The sequence below is a fragment of the Pyrobaculum islandicum DSM 4184 genome (assembly GCF_000015205.1).
In the GTDB taxonomy this organism is placed as follows: domain Archaea; phylum Thermoproteota; class Thermoprotei; order Thermoproteales; family Thermoproteaceae; genus Pyrobaculum; species Pyrobaculum islandicum.
On the sequence record NC_008701.1, the window covers coordinates 812,897 to 832,976 of the forward strand.

The window sequence follows — 20,080 nt, forward strand, 5'->3', positions numbered from 1 at the left end:
AAAAACAGTATTTAAAAAGACTTTTGACGTCTTTATATAGCTATCTATAGACTTTAGTCTCTTGCTTAGTCTCGCCGCTCTTCTTCCTCAAGGCGAAGGCCAACGCAACGAGTACAGCCAATATGCCTACAATAGCCGCCGCCAAAGCCTCGGTGGTGCCTGTGGCTGGCGCAGTTGTAGTCACTACAGTGGGTTGGGGCGGTGTTGGCGTAGTTGCTGGAGGTGGCGTAGTTGGAGTTGGCGTTGGAGTCGTAGCTGGGGCGGCGGCCTTCGGTATGAATACTTGCGTAGCCTCTGATACTATGGGCACATTCTCAGCATATGTGAGAACCCAGAACTTATACGCCCTATTTGCAGTTAGTTTTGAAGACACATCAGCTGGTACATTTATGTTAATTGGCGCGGCGGCTGTCGTACCTTCCTCAGACATATAGAGAAATCTGCCAGTGGTGGGATCTACGATACCCCACTTATAGTATATTCTGCCAGCGCCGCTGGGCACCTCTAGAGAGACTGAAATCGTGGCCGGCTGGCCCACGACAACGGTAGGCACGTTTATTGCTTTCACAGACACTGGCGTAGCTACACCAAAGTAGAATGCGCCTGGCTTATATGGATAGCTCGGATCTCTGTAGGCGCGTAGCTCTATATACTGTTTAGCCGTATCTATCGCATATAGGTAGAACGGTCCTTGCGATATTATCATATGGCTGTACTTATTAAACCAATCGACGGCCGCTCTATATCTTGCCAAAGCCTCGTCCTTTGTCAATAACGTTTTATCCCCTATCTTAAACCAACTCTCTGGGTATATGCCTTTGTTTAAAGCGTCTTGGAGCACGTCAGCGGCTGCTTTGGCGTGATCCTTCAGTATTAGTGACAGCCAGGGCACGTTATATTTCGTTGCAGATGCTCTAGAAGCGGCATATGTCTGTTTTACATAGACAAGTTGATCCACTGCGTAATAGACCTCCCATGGCATGTCTGGTGTTGTCACAGCCATAGCCGCAATGTAGTTAGGGTCGAAATGCCAGTAGTCTATGTACACCTCTATGGATGTGTCATTTATAATACGTATACCCTTGATTAAGTTCATGGTAGAGTTGACATACGACGCAACACCAGACTCGCGGGCAACCTTCTGCGGATCATTTGCAATGTCCCATAGGAATGCGTAAATGAACAACACGTCAGCTAGCTTGATAGGCTGGCCGTGGTGCCACTTGGCGCCTATATACTTGGCGTAGTTAAACACTACTTTTGACTTCGCCTTGGCTCCCCCGGCGCTCACCCAAGCCTTCTGTTTGGCGTCCCACCTATATGCGTCTGCAGGAACATCGAAGTAGCCAGCTGGGCCTTTGGTTTCTACGACATATGTCGCTCTAAATGGCATGGGCTCGCCGGTGAATGGGTGATTCCACACGGCGGGGTCGTACATCATTCTGAACCAGTCAACAGAGTAGACATCTGTAAAACCGCCTTGTGGCACGGGGTTCCATGCGCTGGAGGCTGTCCAGACCCATAGGTGTCCTACGTTTACCACGTCTTTACCTGGGACATACCAATTGCGCGCGTTATAGACAGAAGCTCTCAAGCCAGCGCCTAAGTCGACAGTGACTCCCTTAAGCTGTGGAGATGCCACAAACGCGTTGAGGTTTGTATTAACAAAGACTCTCACAGACTCCTGTATACACATCAAGGTGGCCTTTCTATATAGCTCTATATATTCCTGGAACGAGGCATATTTGCCTTTGTATAATTTATCTGTTATCTCGTCAATTGTCGCATTTGCAAAATTATACCAGCCCGTAGTGCCCCAGCCCGGCATATAGCCGAACCAAGAGGCACAGTACTGCGCTATGGAGCTTGTATCCCATCTGTCGATACCGCTCTTGCCCCAGCCCTCTGTGTAGAAGTGCCACTGGAACTGGGCTGGGTCTGTGCCGTAGACCGTCTGGATAGCTACGTCGAATGTTACATATTTCCTGTCTACAGTAAAGCCCAGTTGCTCAAGCGCAGAGGCGAAGGCGTCGCCGATGTCCTTACGCTCGTCTTCTACACGGATTAGGCCTATTACTGTAACAAGTTTGCCCTTACAGTACCATTTGCCATCTGGACCCTTAGTGGCGCCGAGCTTAGGCATCTCGCTCTCCACTATTGTCTTTGCGTAGTCTAGGTCGTATCTAATGCCGAGTTGCGAAATAATGTCCGCAACTATCGAGTAGGTAGGGTCATACTGGGAGAGCCATATGTACATAGGGACGGCAAAGCCTTTGAAAATCTCATTTGCGACGTAGTCTCTGTCTATTACGAACTGCATCGCGTATCTAATCGCCCGGCTTGAGAACGGATTAGCACAAGGCGGATTTGAAGGCGCTGGGTTTAGGATTATGTCGTTAAAACCAGCCGCAGCCGTGTAGAGAACTACCGAGGGGTCTCCCTTGAGGGGGGCCGCTTGAGCTGCTCTCATACCGAATATATAGACGTCTATATCGCCTGCCTTAGCTGCCGCTCCCGCTTGTGCTATGGGGACTGACTTGCCAACTATTCTATCAGTTGCAGGACCTGGGTTTGTATGAGGCGGGGTATATTGGGCAAATAGGACTATCCCCAATAGCATTGCTAATAGAACTGTTCTGAGTCTCATACGTTAAATATTCTGCCTCCTTTTTAAATTTTCCTCTATTTTTACATTTATAAAGAGCGTGACCGAGTAGAATAAGACTGTAGCACCTGCTATTAATAGTAGAAGTGCCACTAGAACTAACAAAGGATCTAGACACCTGCCCTCAATACAATGGGCTTGTACATAAGATTGTTGCAAAGCTATAGAAAAAGAGAGAGCCAGTAAGAAAAAGCCTAGGGCGATTAATTTTTTACTTACGTCTAGCGGCTGCAAGAGCTCCCACTATCCCCGCGAGCACTCCTATCCCAAGGACGACATAGCTCATGGGATCAACATACGGCACATAAATTTGTTGTGTTTGTGTAACATAAGAAGTCGCCGTTGTTGTCACGTATTTTGTCGCAGTTACTGTCTCTGTTACAGTTAGGGTGTCTGTTTTTGTGACTGTCACTGGGATCATTCTATTGACTGTCGATGTAGTGTAGGCTAGCGGGAAGTTGCCCCAGCTTAATGCCTGCGGTTCTAAAGTTGTCGGCGAGTCTTTTGAAAACGCCCTTAACTGGGCGTTAGAACCTAAGACGTCGAGAACTCTAGGCAATGTGCCAGCTAGAATAGCCGAGGCGTTGGCAGCGCCGACGCCAACAGTCCACTCTTGCGCCAACGGCCCAAATGGCCTTATTCTACCTGGCCCAAAGCCGTCGTAAGACGTGACTAACACGTAATATCTCCACGTAGGTTGTGGAAAGTCACTCATAAGTCTCGTAGTTGGCGGTATTAGCTTTCTGGGTACCACGGCTATGATAGAGTTGCCTTGGGCATATACACGTGGCAGTGGAGATACGCTTATCGTGCCGCCTGTGACGTCGGCCACGGCGACAAAATTGACAGTTTCGTTACCCCACTTTGGCCCTATGAAGATTGCTACATCCCAGGGAGCAGAGCTTGAGAATTTAACCCCCGGCGTGTATTTAAACTGAGTTAGATTTGCCGGATCTGGGCAGAAGAAGCGCGTAGCCGTATCAAAAAAGGCGTTGCCCACTGCGGGGTTGCCGTCGTCTGGCCTTAGTATACTACAAGATACTGTGCCCCAGGGATTGCCGGGGAACCCTCTGCTGATGTATATCTGCACATACTGGAGCGAAAAGCCTGTCTCAGAATTCCAGGGATTTCCCCCTAGATCTGCAAAAGTCACTCTAAATATAAGGGCGTCTGCCGTAGCGTTATAAAGAACTTCAAACTTTGTGAGATCAAACACGGTGCCGTTTTTAAACACTGGGTTTTGTGGCAGGACGTACCAACCAGGGCCTTTGAAATCTCCTGCAAGGTCTGTAGCTGTTTGGACAGTAAATATCCCTTGTGCATATATTAATACAGCCAATATAACTGTCAGAACTACGTGTTTGGAATTCATAAATAAATAGAAAATAGTTCTATTTATAGATTACTCTTCGCCTTAGTTAATGCACAGATGTTGAGAATGGTTACGGAAGAGAAAGAATCTAAACCCACGGCAGAGGAGATAGACGCCTACCGACTGGAGATTGGAGAGAGTCTGCTGTTATTAGAGAGGCGTTTCCTAAGTGTGGTTTGGCGGTTTATGTATGTCAAGTGCCTCTCTGATGATAAGAAAACTGACGTGGCTGTAAAATTATTTGAGTATAGTTGTGTATTTTCTCATATGTCTGTATTACTCAAGTTTTGGAAGTACGCCTTTAGCAAATAGTCTAACAAGTGTTGTTTTGTTTACTTTATACACCGCAGTGGCCACTTCGGCTATTAATTTGTCAGATGGTTTACACTTTTGAAAGCCGAGTTTTAGGCAATATGCATATTTCTGTATTTTTAGGTCTTCAGGGCTTCTTATTTTGCCAAGAGCTATATCTTCGGCTATTTTATACGCGCTGTAAAATGCTGCATAGTTGATAAGACGTTCGGAGAGCTCTGGATATGCTATTTCATATGTCTTTATAGCTTTTACAAGCAACATCTCTGGGTAATACCCAAGAATCGTTCCCGTAAATACCAGCCGTAAAACTCTAAATACTTTATCTTCCCACGACTTGCCCTTTATGTCTTCTGTCTTTTTCCTAAGCAACTCTTTCAACTCTGGAGACAGAATCTCTGTGACAGACTTTACTATCTCTAATGCTTCCATAGATCTGTTCTCGATGTAGAATATATTATCGAAATCCCCTGGCGAGAGAACTCCCACGCCGTGGACTCCTACTAGATATACAGTAGCTATCTCTTTGTCATAAATCCCTTCTCTGGAGAGACCGCGGAATGGTTCAATACCTCTTTCTCTATATAGTGTCTGTAGCTCGGCTACTAGGTCAGAGCGGGAGGTTATAACGCCTGTGAGAACCCGCTCAAGTAGGACTAGGGCTGTCTCAATTCTACTTTTGTGTAAATGTTTTACCACCTCCATCGTCCTTAGTCTCTATAACTATGCGTGTTGGCAACGGTAATTTAGAAGCGGCGCGTCTCAAAGCCTCTTTTATATGGGCTATATGCTCCGGCCTAAATTCTGCATAAAATATCACCTGCCCTGGCTCTACTCTTGCGGCCCTCCCTGCGGGAGAGCCAAAGGCTAGTCTCATCCCCTCCTGTAGACGGTCGGCGCCGGCCATGGCCAACATTCTGTTTTCTCTTAGCACATGGTGTGGAACTACATTGAGCCTGAGGTAGTAATTGGCGTCTCCAACATACTTAGAGAGGTATTTATATGCCATCTGTCTAGCAGCCTCTAATGCCTGCATTCTGATCTGCCCCCTCTCCTCTACTACCAGTTTTGCAACCATTGAAAACGCCGCCCTGGCGGCCGCGCTTGTGACACCCATATCGAACTTAGGTATCTGGATCATTGGGGCACCATGTATATACTCCTCCCTCGTATAGGGGGGTCCCTTTATCCGCCTATAACAACGTGCAGGTCTAACTGGCATGCCGTAAAAATAGAGGTGTATTATAAATTTAGCCCTTGTTCTATCTAGATTTTATTAACCTCCCGTTTTTTAGAGAGGAGTTTCATCGTTGCTTGTACTAAATCGCCTTTTGTCTCAATTAGCGCCTTTATCACTTCTTCACGGGATGCGCCAGTCTGTTCCATAACTAGTGAGATATCCTCTTCGTTTGGTTGATATCCGGCTGGCTGTTGTTGAGACGTGGGTTGTATTCTCTCCACAGCACCCTCAGAAGCTTGTATCTGATACAACAGGATCTTATTAGGCATTTTCATAAGGGCCACGGTTGGGCTGTTTATCCTAATCACATCGCCGTTTTTCAACCTCAATTCTACATATGCCACATCTATCTCTTCAACTTTTATGCCCATCCTCTTCAAGATTTTCTCTAGCTCTCTGATATTTGTAGGAATCATGACAACGCCTTCTTTAAAGCCTCTTTTAAAGTCTGTATATCGCCCTTGTAAAGACCTTGAGCAAAAGTCTTAGAGCCGCCGCCTCTAAACCCCGCCTCTCTTAGCGTTTTAACTACCGGCGTAACGTCCACGCCTCCTGTATATATAGTCACGCGGTCGCCGCCGACAAAAACTAGCACGAGGTCTTTGTCGCGACGTGTAGCCGCTAGGGCTATATGTTTAGCCAACTCGTCATCGTTAAGCTCCACAACGGCCACTCTGTATTTCCCTATTTGCTCTGCCCTTAGATTTTCGGCTACTACCGCAGCGTAAAGCTCTGCATAGTGTTTAGCCCTTCTCTCTGCCTCTTCGGCTCTCTGAAGAAGTTTTTTCACAGATTCCACGAACTCCTCCCGGCTACCGCCTATTATATGGGCGGCTTCGGCTAGTTTGCGCTCTAGTTCTTGTATATAGGCAAGGGCGTGCATCCCTGTTGTAAACACAAACCGTACTACGCCGTCTGCAATACGCTCGACCTTTTGGATTTTTATAAGGCCTATTTCCCCCGTAGATCTCAAATGTGTCCCTCCGCACGCCTGTATGTCGAAGGGTTCTTCGTCAGGTCCGATCTGCAATACTCTAATTTCTCTTGTTGGCACAACGCCTCCCTGGTATAGTATAAAGCCGTATTTAGCCTCAGCCTCATTCCTAGGCATAATTTTGACATAAACCGGCAGATTTTCCTGAACTACTTTATTGGCTAACTCTTCAATCTTGGCAATTTCCTCAGCTGTCGGCAATTTGTAATGCGTTACATCTAGCCTGCTGGAGGGTATATCCTTTTGAGCACCTGCTTGCCATATGTGAGGGCCGAGCACCCTCCTTATGCTCTGTATCAAGACGTGAGTTCCCGTGTGCATCTTCATCAAGCTGTATCTCCTCTCCCAGTCTATTTCTCCGACGACCTCAGCCCCCTCGGGAGGCAACTGCCCCTCCACCACGTGTACAACGACGTGGCCGACCCTCTGCACGTCGACTACCTTGGCCTCGCCGCCTTGGAACTTCAAGACGCCTCTGTCCGCCGGTTGGCCGCCGCCCTCTGGATAAAACGCCGTCTGGTCCAGAACCACATATCTCCCGTCTATGACCCGGAGCACCCTGGCCTTGAAGCTCCTCATGTAGGAGTCCTCGTAGAAGAGCTCCCGCGTCCTGGGGAGGTCAGCCACCTTGCTCATCTCCACCAAGGGGGACTCCGGCTTCTTCTCCCTCTTGGCGTGTCTCGCCGCGAGCTTGGTGTAGAAGTCGTCGGGCACCTTCACCTCTGCCCCCAGCGACTTGGCCACCTCGGCCACGATCTCAGGCGGTATGCCTTGGCTGTCGTAAAGCGCCACGAGGTCATCTGTGTCTAACCCAGCGCGGCCGCGGCGTCTGGCCTCCTCCAGGGCCTTCTTCACCGCCGCGGGGGCGGACTTGAGGACCTCTCTGTACTTCTTCTCCTCTAGGTCTACAAGCTCTAGAATTAGGTCTCTGGCAGCCCAGATCTCGGGATATTCCCTCTTGAGCTCGGCTAGGTGCATGTCGAAGAGCTCCACAAGGGGGGCGTCTATCCCGACCACTCTGAGGTTTTTGAGTATCCTCCGTATCAACAGCCTCGCCAGGTAGCCGGCGCCTGTGTTAGAGGGGATCACCCCATCTGCGATCATCCAGGAGACCGTCCTGCTGTGGTCCGCCAGAACATAGAGCGCTTCTTGGGGTCTCACCACCTCTCTCAACCATTTGGGGTCTACGCCTATTTTCTCTGCAATAATGTCATAGGCCTTATCTAAGCCTATAACCTCGGGATCCATCTGACCAAAATATATAGAGGCTCTACCCATTATGTCCGCCGGCGGCTCTGGAATACCTACTTTTTGTCTTACTTTGGCAAGGTAGTGGCTAAAGACTGCATCGTATATAGTTGGCGTTCCTTTTAAAAGCCAGTATATTCTCTCAAGTCCATATCCCGTATCTACGATCTTTAGCGGTAACTCGACGTATTTTCCGTCTTTTACCTCGTAGTGCATAAAGACTAACGTAGCCACTTCTAGACCTCTTACCAATACTTCAAAACACTCTCCAGCATTGCCGCCGCCTTCCCACATAGACTCCTTAAAAGTTATCTCGTCTTGGGGGATCCCCAACTCCTTTGTGAAAAACTCGTAGGCATATTGAGTGGTCTCGTCTATCCAATACACATATTTGTCTGGGTAGTTGAATGCATGGTGGGCCATCATTTCAAAACCGGTTAAATGGCGTCCACTACGGCCAACTTTATCAACGTCTGTTAACCTAATGGAGGGTTGAGAAATGACAAGAGGATTGGCAGGCGGAGGTACTGCGCCACTGGTAACCCACGGTTGGAAGTCGTATATTGAGGCGCCGACGAGATATACGTCATCACGCCATCTCGCCACTACGGGATACCGCTTTATTCTAACATGGCCGTTTCTCTCAAAAAATCTTAGGAATCTCTCCCGTAGCTCCGCCGGCGATTCTATCGACGTCTTAGTCGGCGGATTACCTATGAAGCCGTAAGGAACACAAGGTTGATCTCCGCAATATATTTGGTCTGCCCGGCGAGTCCAGAAATAGGATTTGCAGAGGGGGCATTGCTTCCTTAGGAAGTTCGAATTGAGTAGAACTTTGGCAGACAGCATCTCCTAGCGTTGTTGTTTTATTTATAAGTTTGTTCATCACCGTATGGAATTAGAAGATGCCATATTCTTGCTTAATGAAAAACTTAGAAGCAAGTCATTCCGCAAAGCCGTAGGCATTAGAGTTGTTGAAGCAATAGAGACGTTAGTAAAGGCGTTCCAATGTGGCTCTTGTATCTCAGAACGAGAGGCTAAAGAGATGTTAAATAATTACTATATCTTTGAGTCCAGACTTAGACGTCTTATCGAACTCTATGATAAAATCAGTAGAGGGTCTCTGAGGGCTGTGATTAGAGAAGTTCTGGGAGAAGATCTTCCAGCAGAGCCGTTGGAATACGACTTATTAATGAGAGAGCTAGAGCTCTATAGGAAATACGTTTTTTCTATTGCTGAGCGTGTTTTACGGTGTCACTCTTCGACGAGTTCTAAGGCGTAGATCCCTGGCTTGTCAATGCCTAGTCTCTTCGCTATGCAAGACTTTGCCGGGTCTATGACTGCTATCATACCTCGCCATTTGTATACAAACTCTTCCGAGCCGCAGTTGGGACATTGTTTTGCATCTTCTGGCACTACAAACTTACACTGTTTACAGGCCTTGTACCCCGCAAGCGTTCTCTTTCTCGTACTCATGTCTTTTTGACAGCCGGTTTTTTCTCCTTAATCCATTCCATCTTGCCAAGCCCCGGCATGCGCATTGTTAATGTAACACGGAGAAGTAGGTCTGTCCCCTCTCTAGGCGTTGTAAAGCTAACACCAGTGATACGCGCCCTTACTATGTCGCCAACACTTATCTTTCTTTTACTCCTCTCTCCGATGTAGCTCTTTGTACTTGCGTCAAAGAAAATGTTAGGTTCGTCCATGACATGTATTTTGTTTATAAAACCAAGAATAGGCCCTATCCTCACTAACATCCCCATCTCTCTGACGTTTTCTACGACACCCTCTATAATTTCGCCATCTAGGGGCATATATGCAAGCATTGTAAAAACGGCCCTATGGTAGGTTCCCCCATCGCCAAATACTATCCTTCCCTCGCGGCCTACTTTTGCCGTGAGAACCGCTACGACATAACCCACCTCTCTTAATACCCTCCCCTCGTACTTACTCCTTAGCTGTTGTAATGCAATATCTTCCAGAGGTTTGCCAAATTCTGTCGGCGGAATTCTAACATAGTCCTCAGCCTCAACTAATCTAAATGGCACGATGTTTGGCATATTGCAGTTTATATACTTTACCTAATAGACGACTAGCTGACCTTTGTGAAATTTTGCCACAGGAATACCAAGAGCTCTCGCCTTTTTTACAAGTGCAGAATCTCCCGTCACTAAAACTGCCCCAAGCTCTTGGGCTGTTTCTAACACAGCTCTGTCGGCAGGTCTCTCTTTGTTATATCGCTTTGGCCTAAGAAGCTGTAGAAGTTCTAAGGCGACACGCGCTTTTCTATTTCTAGTTGCTAAAAGCCTTAGCTCCTCTTCAACAGCTGTCGGTATATAGACTTCGTGTTCTAGTAGCTGTTCTACATCAATTCTTTGTTCTATTATGTATATTAGGGCGGAGGTATCAAGTACAAGTTTCACAGAGCTGTCGTTTGAACGCCAAGCTTATGCGCAATTTTTGCAAAGGCTGGATCTCTGGCTGCCATAACTAACTGGAGTTTTCGTTTCTTAGCTATCTCTAGCACTGTAGATACTAAAGGCTCGGCTTTATCACTGGGAACTGCCAAATCTATATCGTCGATAAACACAACGGAGCCTTCGTTTGCTAAAATTAACTGGAGGAGAATTGGAAACACTGCCTTGGTATAATTTCCAGCGTTGTAGACATTTGTCCAAAGACCGCCCTTTTTTACATACATAGCTATTCTCCCGCTTTTTACAAGCCCAACTCGTACATCTTCTACATCTGCAATATGTAGATAAGTATAAAGCTCTTCTCTAGTTCTCTCATAGGACGATTGCGTCAAAATACGAGATATATGGTGTGGAGTAAACTGACCCTCCGGACCAACGCTTGTAGCCGGCATCAAGTCTACATGTGTTTCATATGTATACTTCCACGCCGCCAGTCTCCTCCCACTGATAAAGTAGAACTTGTCTTTTACCCCTATCCGGAGACTTAAGAGCGCTCTTTCAGCCGCACGGACGCGCTCGTCCTCCACGGCGCCACATGTGATTAATACGTCTTCGTTCATAACGGCATATGGCGCTGTACAAAGATCTATCTCTACAGGATATAAGAGAGCGCCTCTTTCACCTTTTTTTGCCATCTTAGCCAAAAGTTTATTGTCTCTGCCAACCCACTGTTCTACATAATTTGTTGCCGTGGCGTATTTATAACCGTAAATTATATCGCCTTCTTCTAATCCGACAGTAATCTCTATAACAAAGGGAATCCTTAAATCGCCGCCGTGGTGTATATCCTCGGGCTCATGGATAATTAAGAGGGGGCCCTCTAACGCTAGCCACTGTTCTCCACGGCTTTGTAGTAAAAGCGCTACGGCTTCCATAAATGTAGTCTTGCCAGAGTTGGGAGGGCCAAAGAGTAAAGTGTATTGCCCCAATTCGATGCATTTGTTGACTACGGCGCGGAATTTTTCTAAACATATACGCTTAATCATAACGTCTCTCTCAACTCTCTAGTAAGTTTAACAAGAGCCTGAGATAGCTCCTCAACCTCCACCATCTTATCTCGGGGGATTATGTGGAGGTGTAGATGGCCCTCTAACCCAGCGCCTGCTGCTCTGCCGATGTTTAGCCCAATTATAAAGTCTCTAGCCCCTACGACTTTTCTCAGGGCGTGCACCAATTTCTTCGCCATCTGAATCATCTCAACCCACTCGTTGTAGTCCAGTTCTTCAAATTGTGAAATATGTCTATACGGCGCCACCATCACATGGCCCCAAGTGTAGGGGTATTTATTGAGTATAGCAAAGACGTGTCTCCCTCTCGCTGGTACTAAATTTTCGTCGTCTCTTTCGATTTCTTTAGCCGCTTTACATAGGAAACATTCGTCCCTTCCTAAATTCTGTATGTACCTATAGCGCCAGGGAGCGTATATCACCTGGAAATCCACACAGTAAAGCTCCAAAGGTTATTTTAATGATTTATCCTACGTATCAGAATTTTTCCTGACACCGCATGGTATACCGCCTCTATATCTTCCATGTTTTGTACGAGCGTTATCTTATCTATCCAAGACATTTCAACGCCAATAGATTCTAATATTTTATCCAAGTCCACTGGCTCTTCTCCCACTTTAGAGGCTACTAGTTTAGCCAGCACACGGATATCCACAGACATATAAGCAGTTACATATATCAAACCAACGTGCAAAATCCCCGCCGCGAGATACGAGATATGTTAAAATTTTAGTCGTGATATGGGGCCGTGGCCACATTTAATACGCCTTGTGTAGTGGCTCTAGGAATATCTTCAGGAAAGGCAATTTACCTAGAGGTAGAAAGTGGAAAGAGAGTAGAGGAGTATGTAGGCGTTTCCATAGATTCTGTTGAGCCAGGAGTACATGGCGAATTCCTAAGCGGCCACATGGCATTTGCCTCTTTTTCTACAACTATCGTTAAAGCCGTAGCCATAGGCAAACCTGCCTATGTGCTTGACTTAAGCGGATTTAAGCCTCTTCCACAAAAAGTTGTTACACTTAACAGCATTAAGTCTAGAGAGTTCGGAAAGTGGGAGTCCGTATGGAATAAACCGATATACCTCTCCACCTCTGGGCTAACTGTAGCAATTGGCGCGTCAAGAGCCGGATCGCTACTCCATATAAATGCGGTTCCTTCAGACGTAGAGCTAGCTAAGAAGGTGTTGGCAACTGCCGGCGTTCTCCAAAGAGCTGGAGAGTTAAGTATGAGCTGTACTTGTAGATTGGGGCTTATGCCATATGAAATTTTTGTGACAAAAGGAAATAGGTATATTGTGGCAAAGTTTTACCTAAACGCTACATCTGACCGTAGTAAGAAGGTTTTCTTCATAGCTGGCGAAGGGGGGAATGTCATACGCCGTAGAGAGGCCGAAGTAGCTGAGGCGGAAATCGTGGCCTATGAATTTATAAGATCGTTGTAATTTCTACGTGGCTGAGAGTGGCATTATTTTAGCCGGTGGTTTTGCCACTAGATTGAGACCGCTCAGTTATACAAAGCCTAAACCGCTTTTCCCCGTCCTGGGGAGGCCCGTGCTTGACTGGGTAATTGAGAAAGTTGCCGAAGTTACAGAGCCTGTGATATCTGCAAGATATCTGTCTAACATAATCAAAAACTACGTGGCCGCCAGATGGGGAGATAGAGTGAGAGTTATAGAGGAGGATAAGCCGTTGGGCGATGGCGGTGCTGTTATAAATGTAGTTAAAAGTCTCGGCTTAAGAGGCCCTATTATTGTGGCTAATGGCGATGTTTTTACAGACCTCTCTGTAAAAAGCCTATGGGAATATCATAAGAGGTCTGGCGCCGCGGTGACTATAGCACTAATTGAGGTACCTCCCGATGAAATAAGCAGATTTGGCATAGCGGTATTAGATGAGAGAGGCCACATCAAGAGATTTGTAGAGAAGCCCAGAGAGCCTATTGGAAGCAACTTAGCTAATGCCGGCTTTTACATCTTCGAGCCCGAGGCAGTGAAAGAATTTCCCGAGTCAAACTCCGGAGAGGTGAAAATAGCCAAACACATAATTCCACGCCTCATGGAAAAATTCGACATATATGGTTATATACACCGGGGGTTGTGGTTTGACATTGGAACTTACAACGACTATCTAAAGGCTAATTTCGCAGCGCTTGACAATTGTAAATTCTGTAGTCCAGAGGTGCCCGGTGTGAAAATTATACCGCCTGTCTATATGGGAGAAGGCGTTGTAATAGGGCCTGGAAGCGTGATAGGGCCTTACGCAGTTATTGGAGCCAGGAGTAAGTTAGGGCCCTATGTCCGTGTTAAGGAAAGTGTTCTAATGGAGGGGGTTGTGGCCGAAGCGGGGGCGTATATCTACCGCTCTATTGTAGGTGAAGGCGTTGTTTTAGGCAAGTGGGTGCGCTTAATAGAGGCTGTAGTAGCGGACGGCGTTTATGTCAAAGACGAAGTATATGTAGGCCGGGGCGCTGCGGTGGGGCCGAATAGAGAGGTAGAACAGGATGTAAAAGATGGAGAGATTTTACCCTAGCAATAGCGGTCTCTTAGGTTTTAGTACCGCCCTGGCGTTCTGAACAAACTTTTTGGCCTTCTCTAGATCCACCTCCTTCCCCTCTTTTAGACAAGTCCCCACTATTGCTCCATCTACAATTTTCAATAGGGCTAATGTATTAAAACAGATGCCGCTACCAGCTAACACTGGAAGGTCGGTGTAAGCTCTTGCAGTCGCAAGCTCCACAGGGTCTGGCGGTTCGCCTGTTTTTCTGCCAGTTATTACAATAGCGTCAGGCTTCGCTCTTGTCGACGCTACTTCTACGGCTTCTGCTAGTGTCGGAGGATACAGCGACACGCCGTGTTTTACGTGTACATCAGCCAGCGTTTTTACTCCTTTAACATAAGGGGCCTCTGGGAGTAATATGCCAGATTCGGAGAGAACTATGTCTGTATAGGCGTTGCAACGTATAAAGCGGGCACCTGTGTATCTAGCTATAACCGCTGCCTTGCGACAAGCGTTTCTCAGAAGATTCACCCCGACGGGGACTGATACCGTATGTATCACATCTCTTATAGCTACTGTCACAGCAATAGCGGTTTTGAAGTCTGCCTTGGGTTTAAATGGGGCGTCATAGAAATTTTCAACTAATATGGCGTCTACCCCAGCCTCCTCTAACCTCCTGGCGTTTCTAACTGCGTGATCTAAATAATTGGGGTCGTCTACTGGAAGTAGGTGTAAGACTCCTATTAGCATATTAATCTTTTTAAACCAAGTTTAATTTTCCTCGCCTATGGTATATCCGCCAAAGACTTTAATGATAGGTAGGTGTTCTAGATGCGGAAAAAGACTTTATCTATTTGAGGATAGGTACATCTGTAGAAGAGGCAATTATGTATTTTGTGAAGTTTGTGCAAGAAAACTCCAGTATAAATGTCCCGACGGCGTGACTCCCCTTGAACGCGTCTAAACTTCTGCTCTCTATCACAGCAAGTCCGGGGGTAAAAGCTCTTACAATTACTGCAGGAGATAAAGCCCTCGCAGTACATATGTATGCAAAGTCTTCTTACGTCGCCGTGGTGACGCGTAATACCGAATGTAAGATTGATGATGAGACATTGAGAAAAGTCGCATGGCTACTTGTCAAGCTTATGGATAGAGTTGGTAAAGCTGTGAAATCTAGGTATTATACATACACAGGGCCTCTTGAGATAAAGGGCGACGTAATTAAGTACACACCCTATATCTCTCCCACCTCTACTGCAGAGATTGTAATGAGTGGAGGTAGGGCAATTGTGATAGTCGGCGAGTTTAGAAAAAAGTATAGAACGGGGGTGGAGGTGGCTGAGATATTAAAAAAATATATAGAATATCTTGAAATGTGCTAGATGACGAGACCAGGCTGGGTGAGCAGTGAGCGAGGTTAATAGCGCTGAAAACAAGCGTAGTCTAGAATCTTCGCAATGTACTTTATCAGCGTTCTGAAGGATTTTAATCGCCAACCTATACTTTTGGCTTGATGTATATTTCGCCATTTCTAAGCTCTATCTGTGCCACATCTGTTCCTAATAAATAAGATATGACTTTATTTGGGTCGTACCCTTCTTTTTTAAGTCTCTCTAGGTATTCTGATAGTTTCTCCGGCTGTTGCGGCGCCTCTATGTAAAGACCCGGCTCTAGTCTCAGATCTGTCTTAATCAATAAGTCCAGCTCTGAATATACACTGTATATTTTCTCCAGTATATTAACCACAACTGTCAACTGTCTATAGAGGTCGGCTACTAGAGATCTAAGATCTTCATCTCCACATTTCTGAGAAACTCTTTCCAACTGCTCTATTGTCCTAACGAGTCTAGTTAGGAAGCGCATTTAACTTCCTAATTCTATCTATCGTAAGAGGGTGTGTCCTAGCTAGAAGTGTCAATCGAGCCGCAAGTGGGTTAATTACAGATTCAACAATTCCATTCCAGTCTAGTTTTACCAACGCGGCAATTAGGCGGTTCCTATCTTTCATGGCTGCATGTCTATCTGCTTCAAATTCAAAAGCTTGTAATAATGCGGTAAATAAAAATGTTGCGCCTATCATATGGACAGCTAATAAAAGAATTGAGTATTTAGCATATACTAAATGTACCAAGGGGAGTCTTAGAGTGTACTCAGCTGCTAAAAAAGCCAGTAACTTATATGTATGTTTATACTTTATATGTCCCATTTCATGTTCCAGCACCGCTTGAAGCTCCTCTGGCTCGAGTCTTGCAAAAAGGCCAGTGGTAAAATACATAATCGGCCCTCCTGGGCCATCTAAAGTGAAGGCGTTTGCCTTTTTATCACGTGTTACACATACATTTGGCCGCACGTAGTATATCTCATAATCGTCTGACAACAGAGAGGGGTTTTCTAATATCTCTAGCTTATTTCTCCGAAGATACTCTACATCTCCATGGTTAGTCTTCAAAACTCTAACTTCATCAGGTACAAAACAGCCTCTCCTTAGGTATATATATAGAGCTAAATACGTCAGGATTATGATAGTAATGCCTGCGATCCACTGCGATATTATCTCTTTTGTTAGGAAAATTGGAAATATTGACAATGCCAACGGGACAAACAACAAGTATGCATCTGTTCTCAACAAGGGAGGGTCAACATATCTACCCTCTTTATAAGTGCCTACCAGTGCTGTCTTAAAGCTACTGCTTTTATACTTGTTACGCAGGAAGTACAGTATTTCAACCGCATCCACTTTGAAAAGTCTTTGAGACAATATAAAGGTAGTAATTATGCTATATCTAACTTTTCCGATTCGATAAGTTCTAGAATTTTCTCGGGCTCATAAACCATTAACACATCCCAGAACTTGTTATTTTTATAAAGGCCGTATACTTTTCCTCTGGCACTCCGTTTTATTATTGTAATGTAACCTCTCTGAACTAAGTCGTCAAGAAAAGCTCTGATTAGGACAGTTTTTGCACGGAGGTCTTGTCTATCATATATGTGAAGGTCTTGTGCAACTTTGGAAGGTCTAAATGTGATTAGGTTTCCTCTTGCATTTTGTACCTGTTCTCTAAGGAATTTTATTGTTATTAACTTGATACGGACAGAATCGATTTTATCGCTATAAGTACGTGAGAGAGTTCGGATATCAGCCATACATTTACAGAAAGACTAGCTATTTATTCGTTTCTTTGATGTTTGAGAACATCTCTCTTCTAGGTATTCCAATTTATTTTTTATATCAAAAATTTCTCTTTCAATATTTGCAATATATTGCATAAAGTAGTTTATGTAAATATCGCAATTAGTTATCTCATCTATTTTTAAACCTAAAATCTTTAGTATCTTTTCTATGCTATTCCGTTTATCCATATCCGACCCCTGTTGTATAAGTATCTGTAGCATACAGAAGCAATCACATTTACAACTACTAAATATAACCGCCTTAAGGCCGAAGAGTTTGCGAAAGATACCGAGGAAGTAGATGTTTGTATTTAATATATCTATCGTCTATAAAGAGAATGTATTTTCTCTCTCTGTTTAAATCTCTTAATACCCTCCCAACTGCTTGTACTATGTGGTTTACCGCAGTGAATAATATGCCATATTTATACCCATTAAAACCAAGTCGGTATAGTATTTTTATCTTTAACCACAATTCTCTAGACTTAATATTAGGTATTGGGAAACCAACAAAAACACCAGCCTTGACATTTAGATTTATACCTTCTGAAATTGGGCTACCGTAATATGTTACTATGACGTGGTTTATATCGCCAAGAGGTTGGTCAGACACTGGCAAGTCGCTCATTTTTGAAAGATAATACATGGCGAGTTCTTTATTAGGGAAAAATACGATAACTTGACCATATTCCTGATATACACGTTTCACCTCTCTTGTCACTAATTCTACGTATCTGCTCTTTGTTCTTGTGTTATAACGTATTTTAGCTGGTATAAGGTCTATCTCTAAGTTTTCAATACCTGGAATTTTTTCTATTTCAACAAAGCGTGCATTGAGAAAATATGTAAAAATTTGAGAAAAGTGCCGTAGAACTGAAGCACTGGCAGCTAATAGACTTTTAGTCTTTTTTACAAGTTCGCCTATTAAAGGCAAGACAAGACATATTGGTGTCTCGTCAGCTACACAATACTGCTTTGAATACAGTTCGTCGTCTTGTACAGACACTGTTGTAAGTAAATTATGCACTTCATCGAGAGCTACGAAGTCTACCTCTTCGAATAAATCGCTTATAGCTACAATATTAGAGATCTTCGAAATATAGGCAATGGGAAGGATAATTACGTTATTGTGTCTACCTGAGACATGTAAAACCTCATAGGGACATGCCCCCTGTTTATAAATTTCGTCTATGTCAAAAGCTGGTTTTTCAAGTCTCCGCGACTTAGCCCTACATACGCCCACCTCTCTTAGTTTTAAACATTGCAGTAGGTTCTCAGCCCCAAATGGACAAAGAGTCTTTCTGCCAAATAGTAGCCCAGCACTACCGCCGTATTCTTCGACATATCTAGCCATCTGGAGCCCTTCTAGATGGCTTCTAACAAATATCAAGGCCCGCCGTTTCTGCGCTGCAATTTTCGCTATAGCTCTAGATTTGCCGTAGCCAGGCGGCGCATTGAGAAGTATCCTCACTTATGAAAAAGTAGTTATAAGCTCCTTAACAACTCCTCTAAGTACTCTTTAATCTTTGAATTTGTTATCTCATCAAGTTCTAGACAATTCTCTACTATTTTCTTTACAAAAGATTTTAATAATGCAGGATCGCGGTCTTTTAAAATCTTTAGTTTCTCTGGGAGATCTACTCTTAGCACCTTTATAATAGATTCCAAAGATGTGAAATACTTCTCTAAGTCTCTTATCTGATTTACAACATCGTCAAAAACGTTTAGCACCTCTGCCGGAATCCCCTGTAGATCCATTGTAGCGTATGCTCTATTAACGCAGTATCTGGTAAATTTGTACCTCATTACTTTTACTACATCCACACGGCACTATAGCTAGCAGTATATTTGTTTTGCTCCTATCTTAGTTCCAAGTTCTCTCCCAAAGTTTCCCACATCCGCAACACCTGATTCCGAAATCCCCAGTACTGTCACTCCTCTTTCAACATAGAAGTAGTATGCGTCTGTATCTGGCTCAAAACTCTCAGAACGCGGACCCCAACGCCAATAGAACCTCTCCCCCCTGGGATCTATTCCTTCGTAAAGCTTTTCTTTATAGACTGTCCTTGCTATTTTTCTAACGCAGTATAGCCCGCCTCTCCACTTGCTAGGTATGTTTATACTTATTGCCAGCACATCTCTTGGTATTAAAGCCGATGTCTCTACCATTTCTACAGCAACTTTTGTGGCAAATTTAACATCGCCACCCAATTCCATTGAAATAGCTAGTGAGCGTACGCCGAGCACACCCCCTTGTATAGCCGCCCCCACTGTGCCACTGCCATATGTTGCCTCTATTCCTATATTTTCACCAGTATTTATACCGGAGAGTATTAGATCTGCGTCAGGAGTTATAAGTTTAAGTGCGAGAAATACGGCGTCTGCAGGAAAGCCATTGACTACATAGTAGTTGCCAAATTTTCTAACCCTAAGAGGCTTGTGGTATGTCCTGGCTAAACCGGCAGCAGACCTAGGCCGCTCTGGCACTACTACAACAACAGAATGTCCAGCTGATTTTAATGCCTCTACTAACAACTCTAGGAGAGAGGTATTAGGTCCGTCGTCATTTGTAACCACGATTTTCACAGAAAGAGACACAGCTGATTATTTAACTTATTGGCCGCCTTGAATCTCACTACAGCAGGGCTATGCACAGCGTTCTTGCCGTCTAGCCTAGTGAGGTACACGTAGTACCCTCTGTCTCAAGTCGGCCGCCGCGTTGAGCGACATCATTCCTATGATTGAGGTGTCCAGTTGGTACTTTGCTATTTCCTCTACCGGCGTTTGCTTCTGTCCGGTACCACCACCTCTGTCCCCGGCAAGATGGAGACGATTAACTCTGCGGTTTGTTTGTGGTTTGTGTATATTATTACTTTTGGAGTTTGGCTCATGAGTTAGTGTCAATGTTGGGAAGAAGAGCGTGTTGGTTCCGAGGTGGCGCCCGTCGCATTTTCTAACAGTGACATCGTTGGCGTTGTCAACAATCGCCATAGAGATATCTAGTGAAACTTCGCTTCCACTTGCCGCTCCAGTATTTGAATCCAAGCGTCGCGAGTTGTCTACTAAGCGACAGGAACTCCTCTCTGCTGAGTCACCTCG

At 45.0% G+C, this 20,080-nt stretch carries 28 protein-coding genes; 6 read left to right on the plus strand and 22 right to left on the minus strand.

Features of this window, described 5'->3' with window-relative positions; translation table 11 throughout:
• Positions 1–40: 40 nt before the first annotated feature.
• Genes PISL_RS04710 through PISL_RS04715 form a run of 3 tightly spaced genes read right to left on the minus strand, consistent with a single transcriptional unit; the run spans position 41 to position 4,037 of the window.
• Positions 41–2,647 carry an ABC transporter substrate-binding protein gene (locus tag PISL_RS04710; RefSeq protein WP_011762664.1) on the minus strand — a complete coding sequence of 869 codons (2,607 nt, stop codon included), beginning with the start codon at positions 2,645–2,647 and terminating at the stop codon, positions 41–43.
• Between the two features lie 3 nt (positions 2,648–2,650).
• On the minus strand, positions 2,651–2,899 hold the full coding sequence (locus PISL_RS10695; protein ID WP_011762665.1) for a hypothetical protein: 249 nt from the start codon (positions 2,897–2,899) through the stop codon (positions 2,651–2,653).
• Entirely contained in the window at positions 2,877–4,037 is a 1,161-nt protein-coding gene (locus PISL_RS04715) for a glucodextranase DOMON-like domain-containing protein (RefSeq protein ID WP_011762666.1), read from the minus strand. Before PISL_RS04715 ends, PISL_RS10695 begins: the two co-directional genes overlap by 23 nt.
• Positions 4,038–4,103: 66 nt before the next feature.
• Here PISL_RS04715 and PISL_RS11165 point away from each other — a divergent pair, with 66 nt between their 5' ends.
• Positions 4,104–4,349, plus strand: a complete 246-nt coding sequence (locus PISL_RS11165) for a hypothetical protein (RefSeq protein WP_209320007.1) — start codon at positions 4,104–4,106, stop codon at positions 4,347–4,349.
• Here the strand turns inward: PISL_RS11165 and PISL_RS04725 are convergent.
• Genes PISL_RS04725 through alaS form a run of 4 tightly spaced genes read right to left on the minus strand, consistent with a single transcriptional unit; the run spans position 4,314 to position 8,680 of the window.
• A complete protein-coding gene (locus PISL_RS04725) occupies positions 4,314–5,054 on the minus strand; it encodes a DUF2192 domain-containing protein (protein WP_053240322.1) in 741 nt (246 codons plus the stop codon). The genes PISL_RS11165 and PISL_RS04725 overlap by 36 nt on opposite strands.
• Complete coding sequence (locus tag PISL_RS04730; protein WP_011762668.1) at positions 5,023–5,571, minus strand: 50S ribosomal protein L16; 549 nt, start codon at positions 5,569–5,571, stop codon at positions 5,023–5,025. The genes PISL_RS04725 and PISL_RS04730 overlap by 32 nt, the downstream gene beginning before the upstream one ends.
• A gap of 44 nt (positions 5,572–5,615) precedes the next feature.
• Positions 5,616–6,005: a nascent polypeptide-associated complex protein gene (locus PISL_RS04735; RefSeq protein ID WP_011762669.1), complete on the minus strand. Its 390-nt coding sequence runs from the start codon at positions 6,003–6,005 to the stop codon at positions 5,616–5,618.
• Complete coding sequence (gene alaS / locus PISL_RS04740; protein WP_011762670.1) at positions 6,002–8,680, minus strand: alanine--tRNA ligase; 2,679 nt, start codon at positions 8,678–8,680, stop codon at positions 6,002–6,004. Before alaS ends, PISL_RS04735 begins: the two co-directional genes overlap by 4 nt.
• 43 nt (positions 8,681–8,723) lie before the next feature.
• On the opposite strand from alaS, the gene PISL_RS04745 reads away from it, so the two are divergent.
• Positions 8,724–9,113 (plus strand): hypothetical protein, encoded by a 390-nt coding sequence (locus PISL_RS04745; protein WP_011762671.1) that lies wholly within the window; start codon positions 8,724–8,726, stop codon positions 9,111–9,113.
• On the opposite strand, the gene spt4 is transcribed toward PISL_RS04745, so the two are convergent.
• The 6 genes from spt4 to PISL_RS04775 are packed head-to-tail and all read right to left on the minus strand — an operon-like array spanning position 9,086 to position 11,976.
• Entirely contained in the window at positions 9,086–9,307 is a 222-nt protein-coding gene (spt4, locus tag PISL_RS04750; RefSeq protein ID WP_011762672.1) for a transcription elongation factor subunit Spt4, read from the minus strand. The genes PISL_RS04745 and spt4 overlap by 28 nt on opposite strands.
• Positions 9,304–9,879 carry a DNA-directed RNA polymerase gene (locus tag PISL_RS04755; protein WP_053240323.1) on the minus strand — a complete coding sequence of 192 codons (576 nt, stop codon included), beginning with the start codon at positions 9,877–9,879 and terminating at the stop codon, positions 9,304–9,306. Before PISL_RS04755 ends, spt4 begins: the two co-directional genes overlap by 4 nt.
• 33 nt (positions 9,880–9,912) lie before the next feature.
• The gene (locus PISL_RS04760; RefSeq protein WP_011762674.1) at positions 9,913–10,254 is read right to left on the minus strand and encodes a type II toxin-antitoxin system VapC family toxin; all 342 of its coding nucleotides are present in this window, start codon (positions 10,252–10,254) and stop codon (positions 9,913–9,915) included.
• The gene (locus PISL_RS04765; RefSeq protein WP_011762675.1) at positions 10,251–11,294 is read right to left on the minus strand and encodes an ATP-binding protein; all 1,044 of its coding nucleotides are present in this window, start codon (positions 11,292–11,294) and stop codon (positions 10,251–10,253) included. The genes PISL_RS04760 and PISL_RS04765 overlap by 4 nt, the downstream gene beginning before the upstream one ends.
• Entirely contained in the window at positions 11,291–11,749 is a 459-nt protein-coding gene (locus tag PISL_RS04770) for an HIT family protein (protein WP_011762676.1), read from the minus strand. Before PISL_RS04770 ends, PISL_RS04765 begins: the two co-directional genes overlap by 4 nt.
• A gap of 23 nt (positions 11,750–11,772) precedes the next feature.
• Positions 11,773–11,976 carry a hypothetical protein gene (locus PISL_RS04775; RefSeq protein WP_011762677.1) on the minus strand — a complete coding sequence of 68 codons (204 nt, stop codon included), beginning with the start codon at positions 11,974–11,976 and terminating at the stop codon, positions 11,773–11,775.
• 87 nt (positions 11,977–12,063) lie between these two features.
• On the opposite strand from PISL_RS04775, the gene PISL_RS04780 reads away from it, so the two are divergent.
• Together PISL_RS04780 and PISL_RS04785 are read left to right on the plus strand one after the other, a co-directional pair.
• Positions 12,064–12,756, plus strand: coding sequence for a hypothetical protein (locus PISL_RS04780; RefSeq protein ID WP_011762678.1), 693 nt, complete (start codon positions 12,064–12,066; stop codon positions 12,754–12,756).
• Between the two features lie 7 nt (positions 12,757–12,763).
• The gene (locus tag PISL_RS04785; RefSeq protein ID WP_011762679.1) at positions 12,764–13,843 is read left to right on the plus strand and encodes a nucleotidyltransferase family protein; all 1,080 of its coding nucleotides are present in this window, start codon (positions 12,764–12,766) and stop codon (positions 13,841–13,843) included.
• On the opposite strand, the gene PISL_RS04790 is transcribed toward PISL_RS04785, so the two are convergent.
• Positions 13,835–14,560, minus strand: coding sequence for a BtpA/SgcQ family protein (locus PISL_RS04790; RefSeq protein ID WP_011762680.1), 726 nt, complete (start codon positions 14,558–14,560; stop codon positions 13,835–13,837). The genes PISL_RS04785 and PISL_RS04790 overlap by 9 nt on opposite strands.
• A gap of 37 nt (positions 14,561–14,597) precedes the next feature.
• Between PISL_RS04790 and PISL_RS10700 the strand changes: the two genes are divergently transcribed.
• Complete coding sequence (locus tag PISL_RS10700; protein ID WP_167827622.1) at positions 14,598–14,774, plus strand: hypothetical protein; 177 nt, start codon at positions 14,598–14,600, stop codon at positions 14,772–14,774.
• Complete coding sequence (locus PISL_RS04795) at positions 14,761–15,192, plus strand: hypothetical protein (protein ID WP_011762681.1); 432 nt, start codon at positions 14,761–14,763, stop codon at positions 15,190–15,192. Before PISL_RS10700 ends, PISL_RS04795 begins: the two co-directional genes overlap by 14 nt.
• A 115-nt stretch (positions 15,193–15,307) precedes the next feature.
• Here PISL_RS04795 and PISL_RS04800 read toward each other — a convergent pair whose 3' ends face one another.
• The 8 genes from PISL_RS04800 to PISL_RS04835 all read right to left on the minus strand — a co-directional run bounded on the left by PISL_RS04800 (position 15,308) and on the right by PISL_RS04835 (position 19,972).
• Positions 15,308–15,673 (minus strand): hypothetical protein, encoded by a 366-nt coding sequence (locus PISL_RS04800; RefSeq protein WP_011762682.1) that lies wholly within the window; start codon positions 15,671–15,673, stop codon positions 15,308–15,310.
• Positions 15,657–16,547: a M48 family metallopeptidase gene (locus PISL_RS04805; protein ID WP_011762683.1), complete on the minus strand. Its 891-nt coding sequence runs from the start codon at positions 16,545–16,547 to the stop codon at positions 15,657–15,659. The genes PISL_RS04800 and PISL_RS04805 overlap by 17 nt, the downstream gene beginning before the upstream one ends.
• A 35-nt stretch (positions 16,548–16,582) precedes the next feature.
• Entirely contained in the window at positions 16,583–16,954 is a 372-nt protein-coding gene (locus PISL_RS04810; RefSeq protein ID WP_011762684.1) for a hypothetical protein, read from the minus strand.
• Between the two features lie 15 nt (positions 16,955–16,969).
• Positions 16,970–17,170 carry a hypothetical protein gene (locus tag PISL_RS04815; RefSeq protein WP_053240544.1) on the minus strand — a complete coding sequence of 67 codons (201 nt, stop codon included), beginning with the start codon at positions 17,168–17,170 and terminating at the stop codon, positions 16,970–16,972.
• A 73-nt stretch (positions 17,171–17,243) separates the two neighbouring features.
• On the minus strand, positions 17,244–18,452 hold the full coding sequence (locus PISL_RS04820; protein WP_011762685.1) for a helicase C-terminal domain-containing protein: 1,209 nt from the start codon (positions 18,450–18,452) through the stop codon (positions 17,244–17,246).
• Positions 18,453–18,466: 14 nt separating this feature from the next.
• On the minus strand, positions 18,467–18,805 hold the full coding sequence (locus PISL_RS04825) for a hypothetical protein (protein WP_011762686.1): 339 nt from the start codon (positions 18,803–18,805) through the stop codon (positions 18,467–18,469).
• A 12-nt stretch (positions 18,806–18,817) separates the two neighbouring features.
• Entirely contained in the window at positions 18,818–19,567 is a 750-nt protein-coding gene (surE, locus tag PISL_RS04830) for a 5'/3'-nucleotidase SurE (protein WP_053240324.1), read from the minus strand.
• 87 nt (positions 19,568–19,654) lie between these two features.
• Entirely contained in the window at positions 19,655–19,972 is a 318-nt protein-coding gene (locus PISL_RS04835) for a hypothetical protein (protein ID WP_053240325.1), read from the minus strand.
• Positions 19,973–20,080 lie beyond the last annotated feature (108 nt).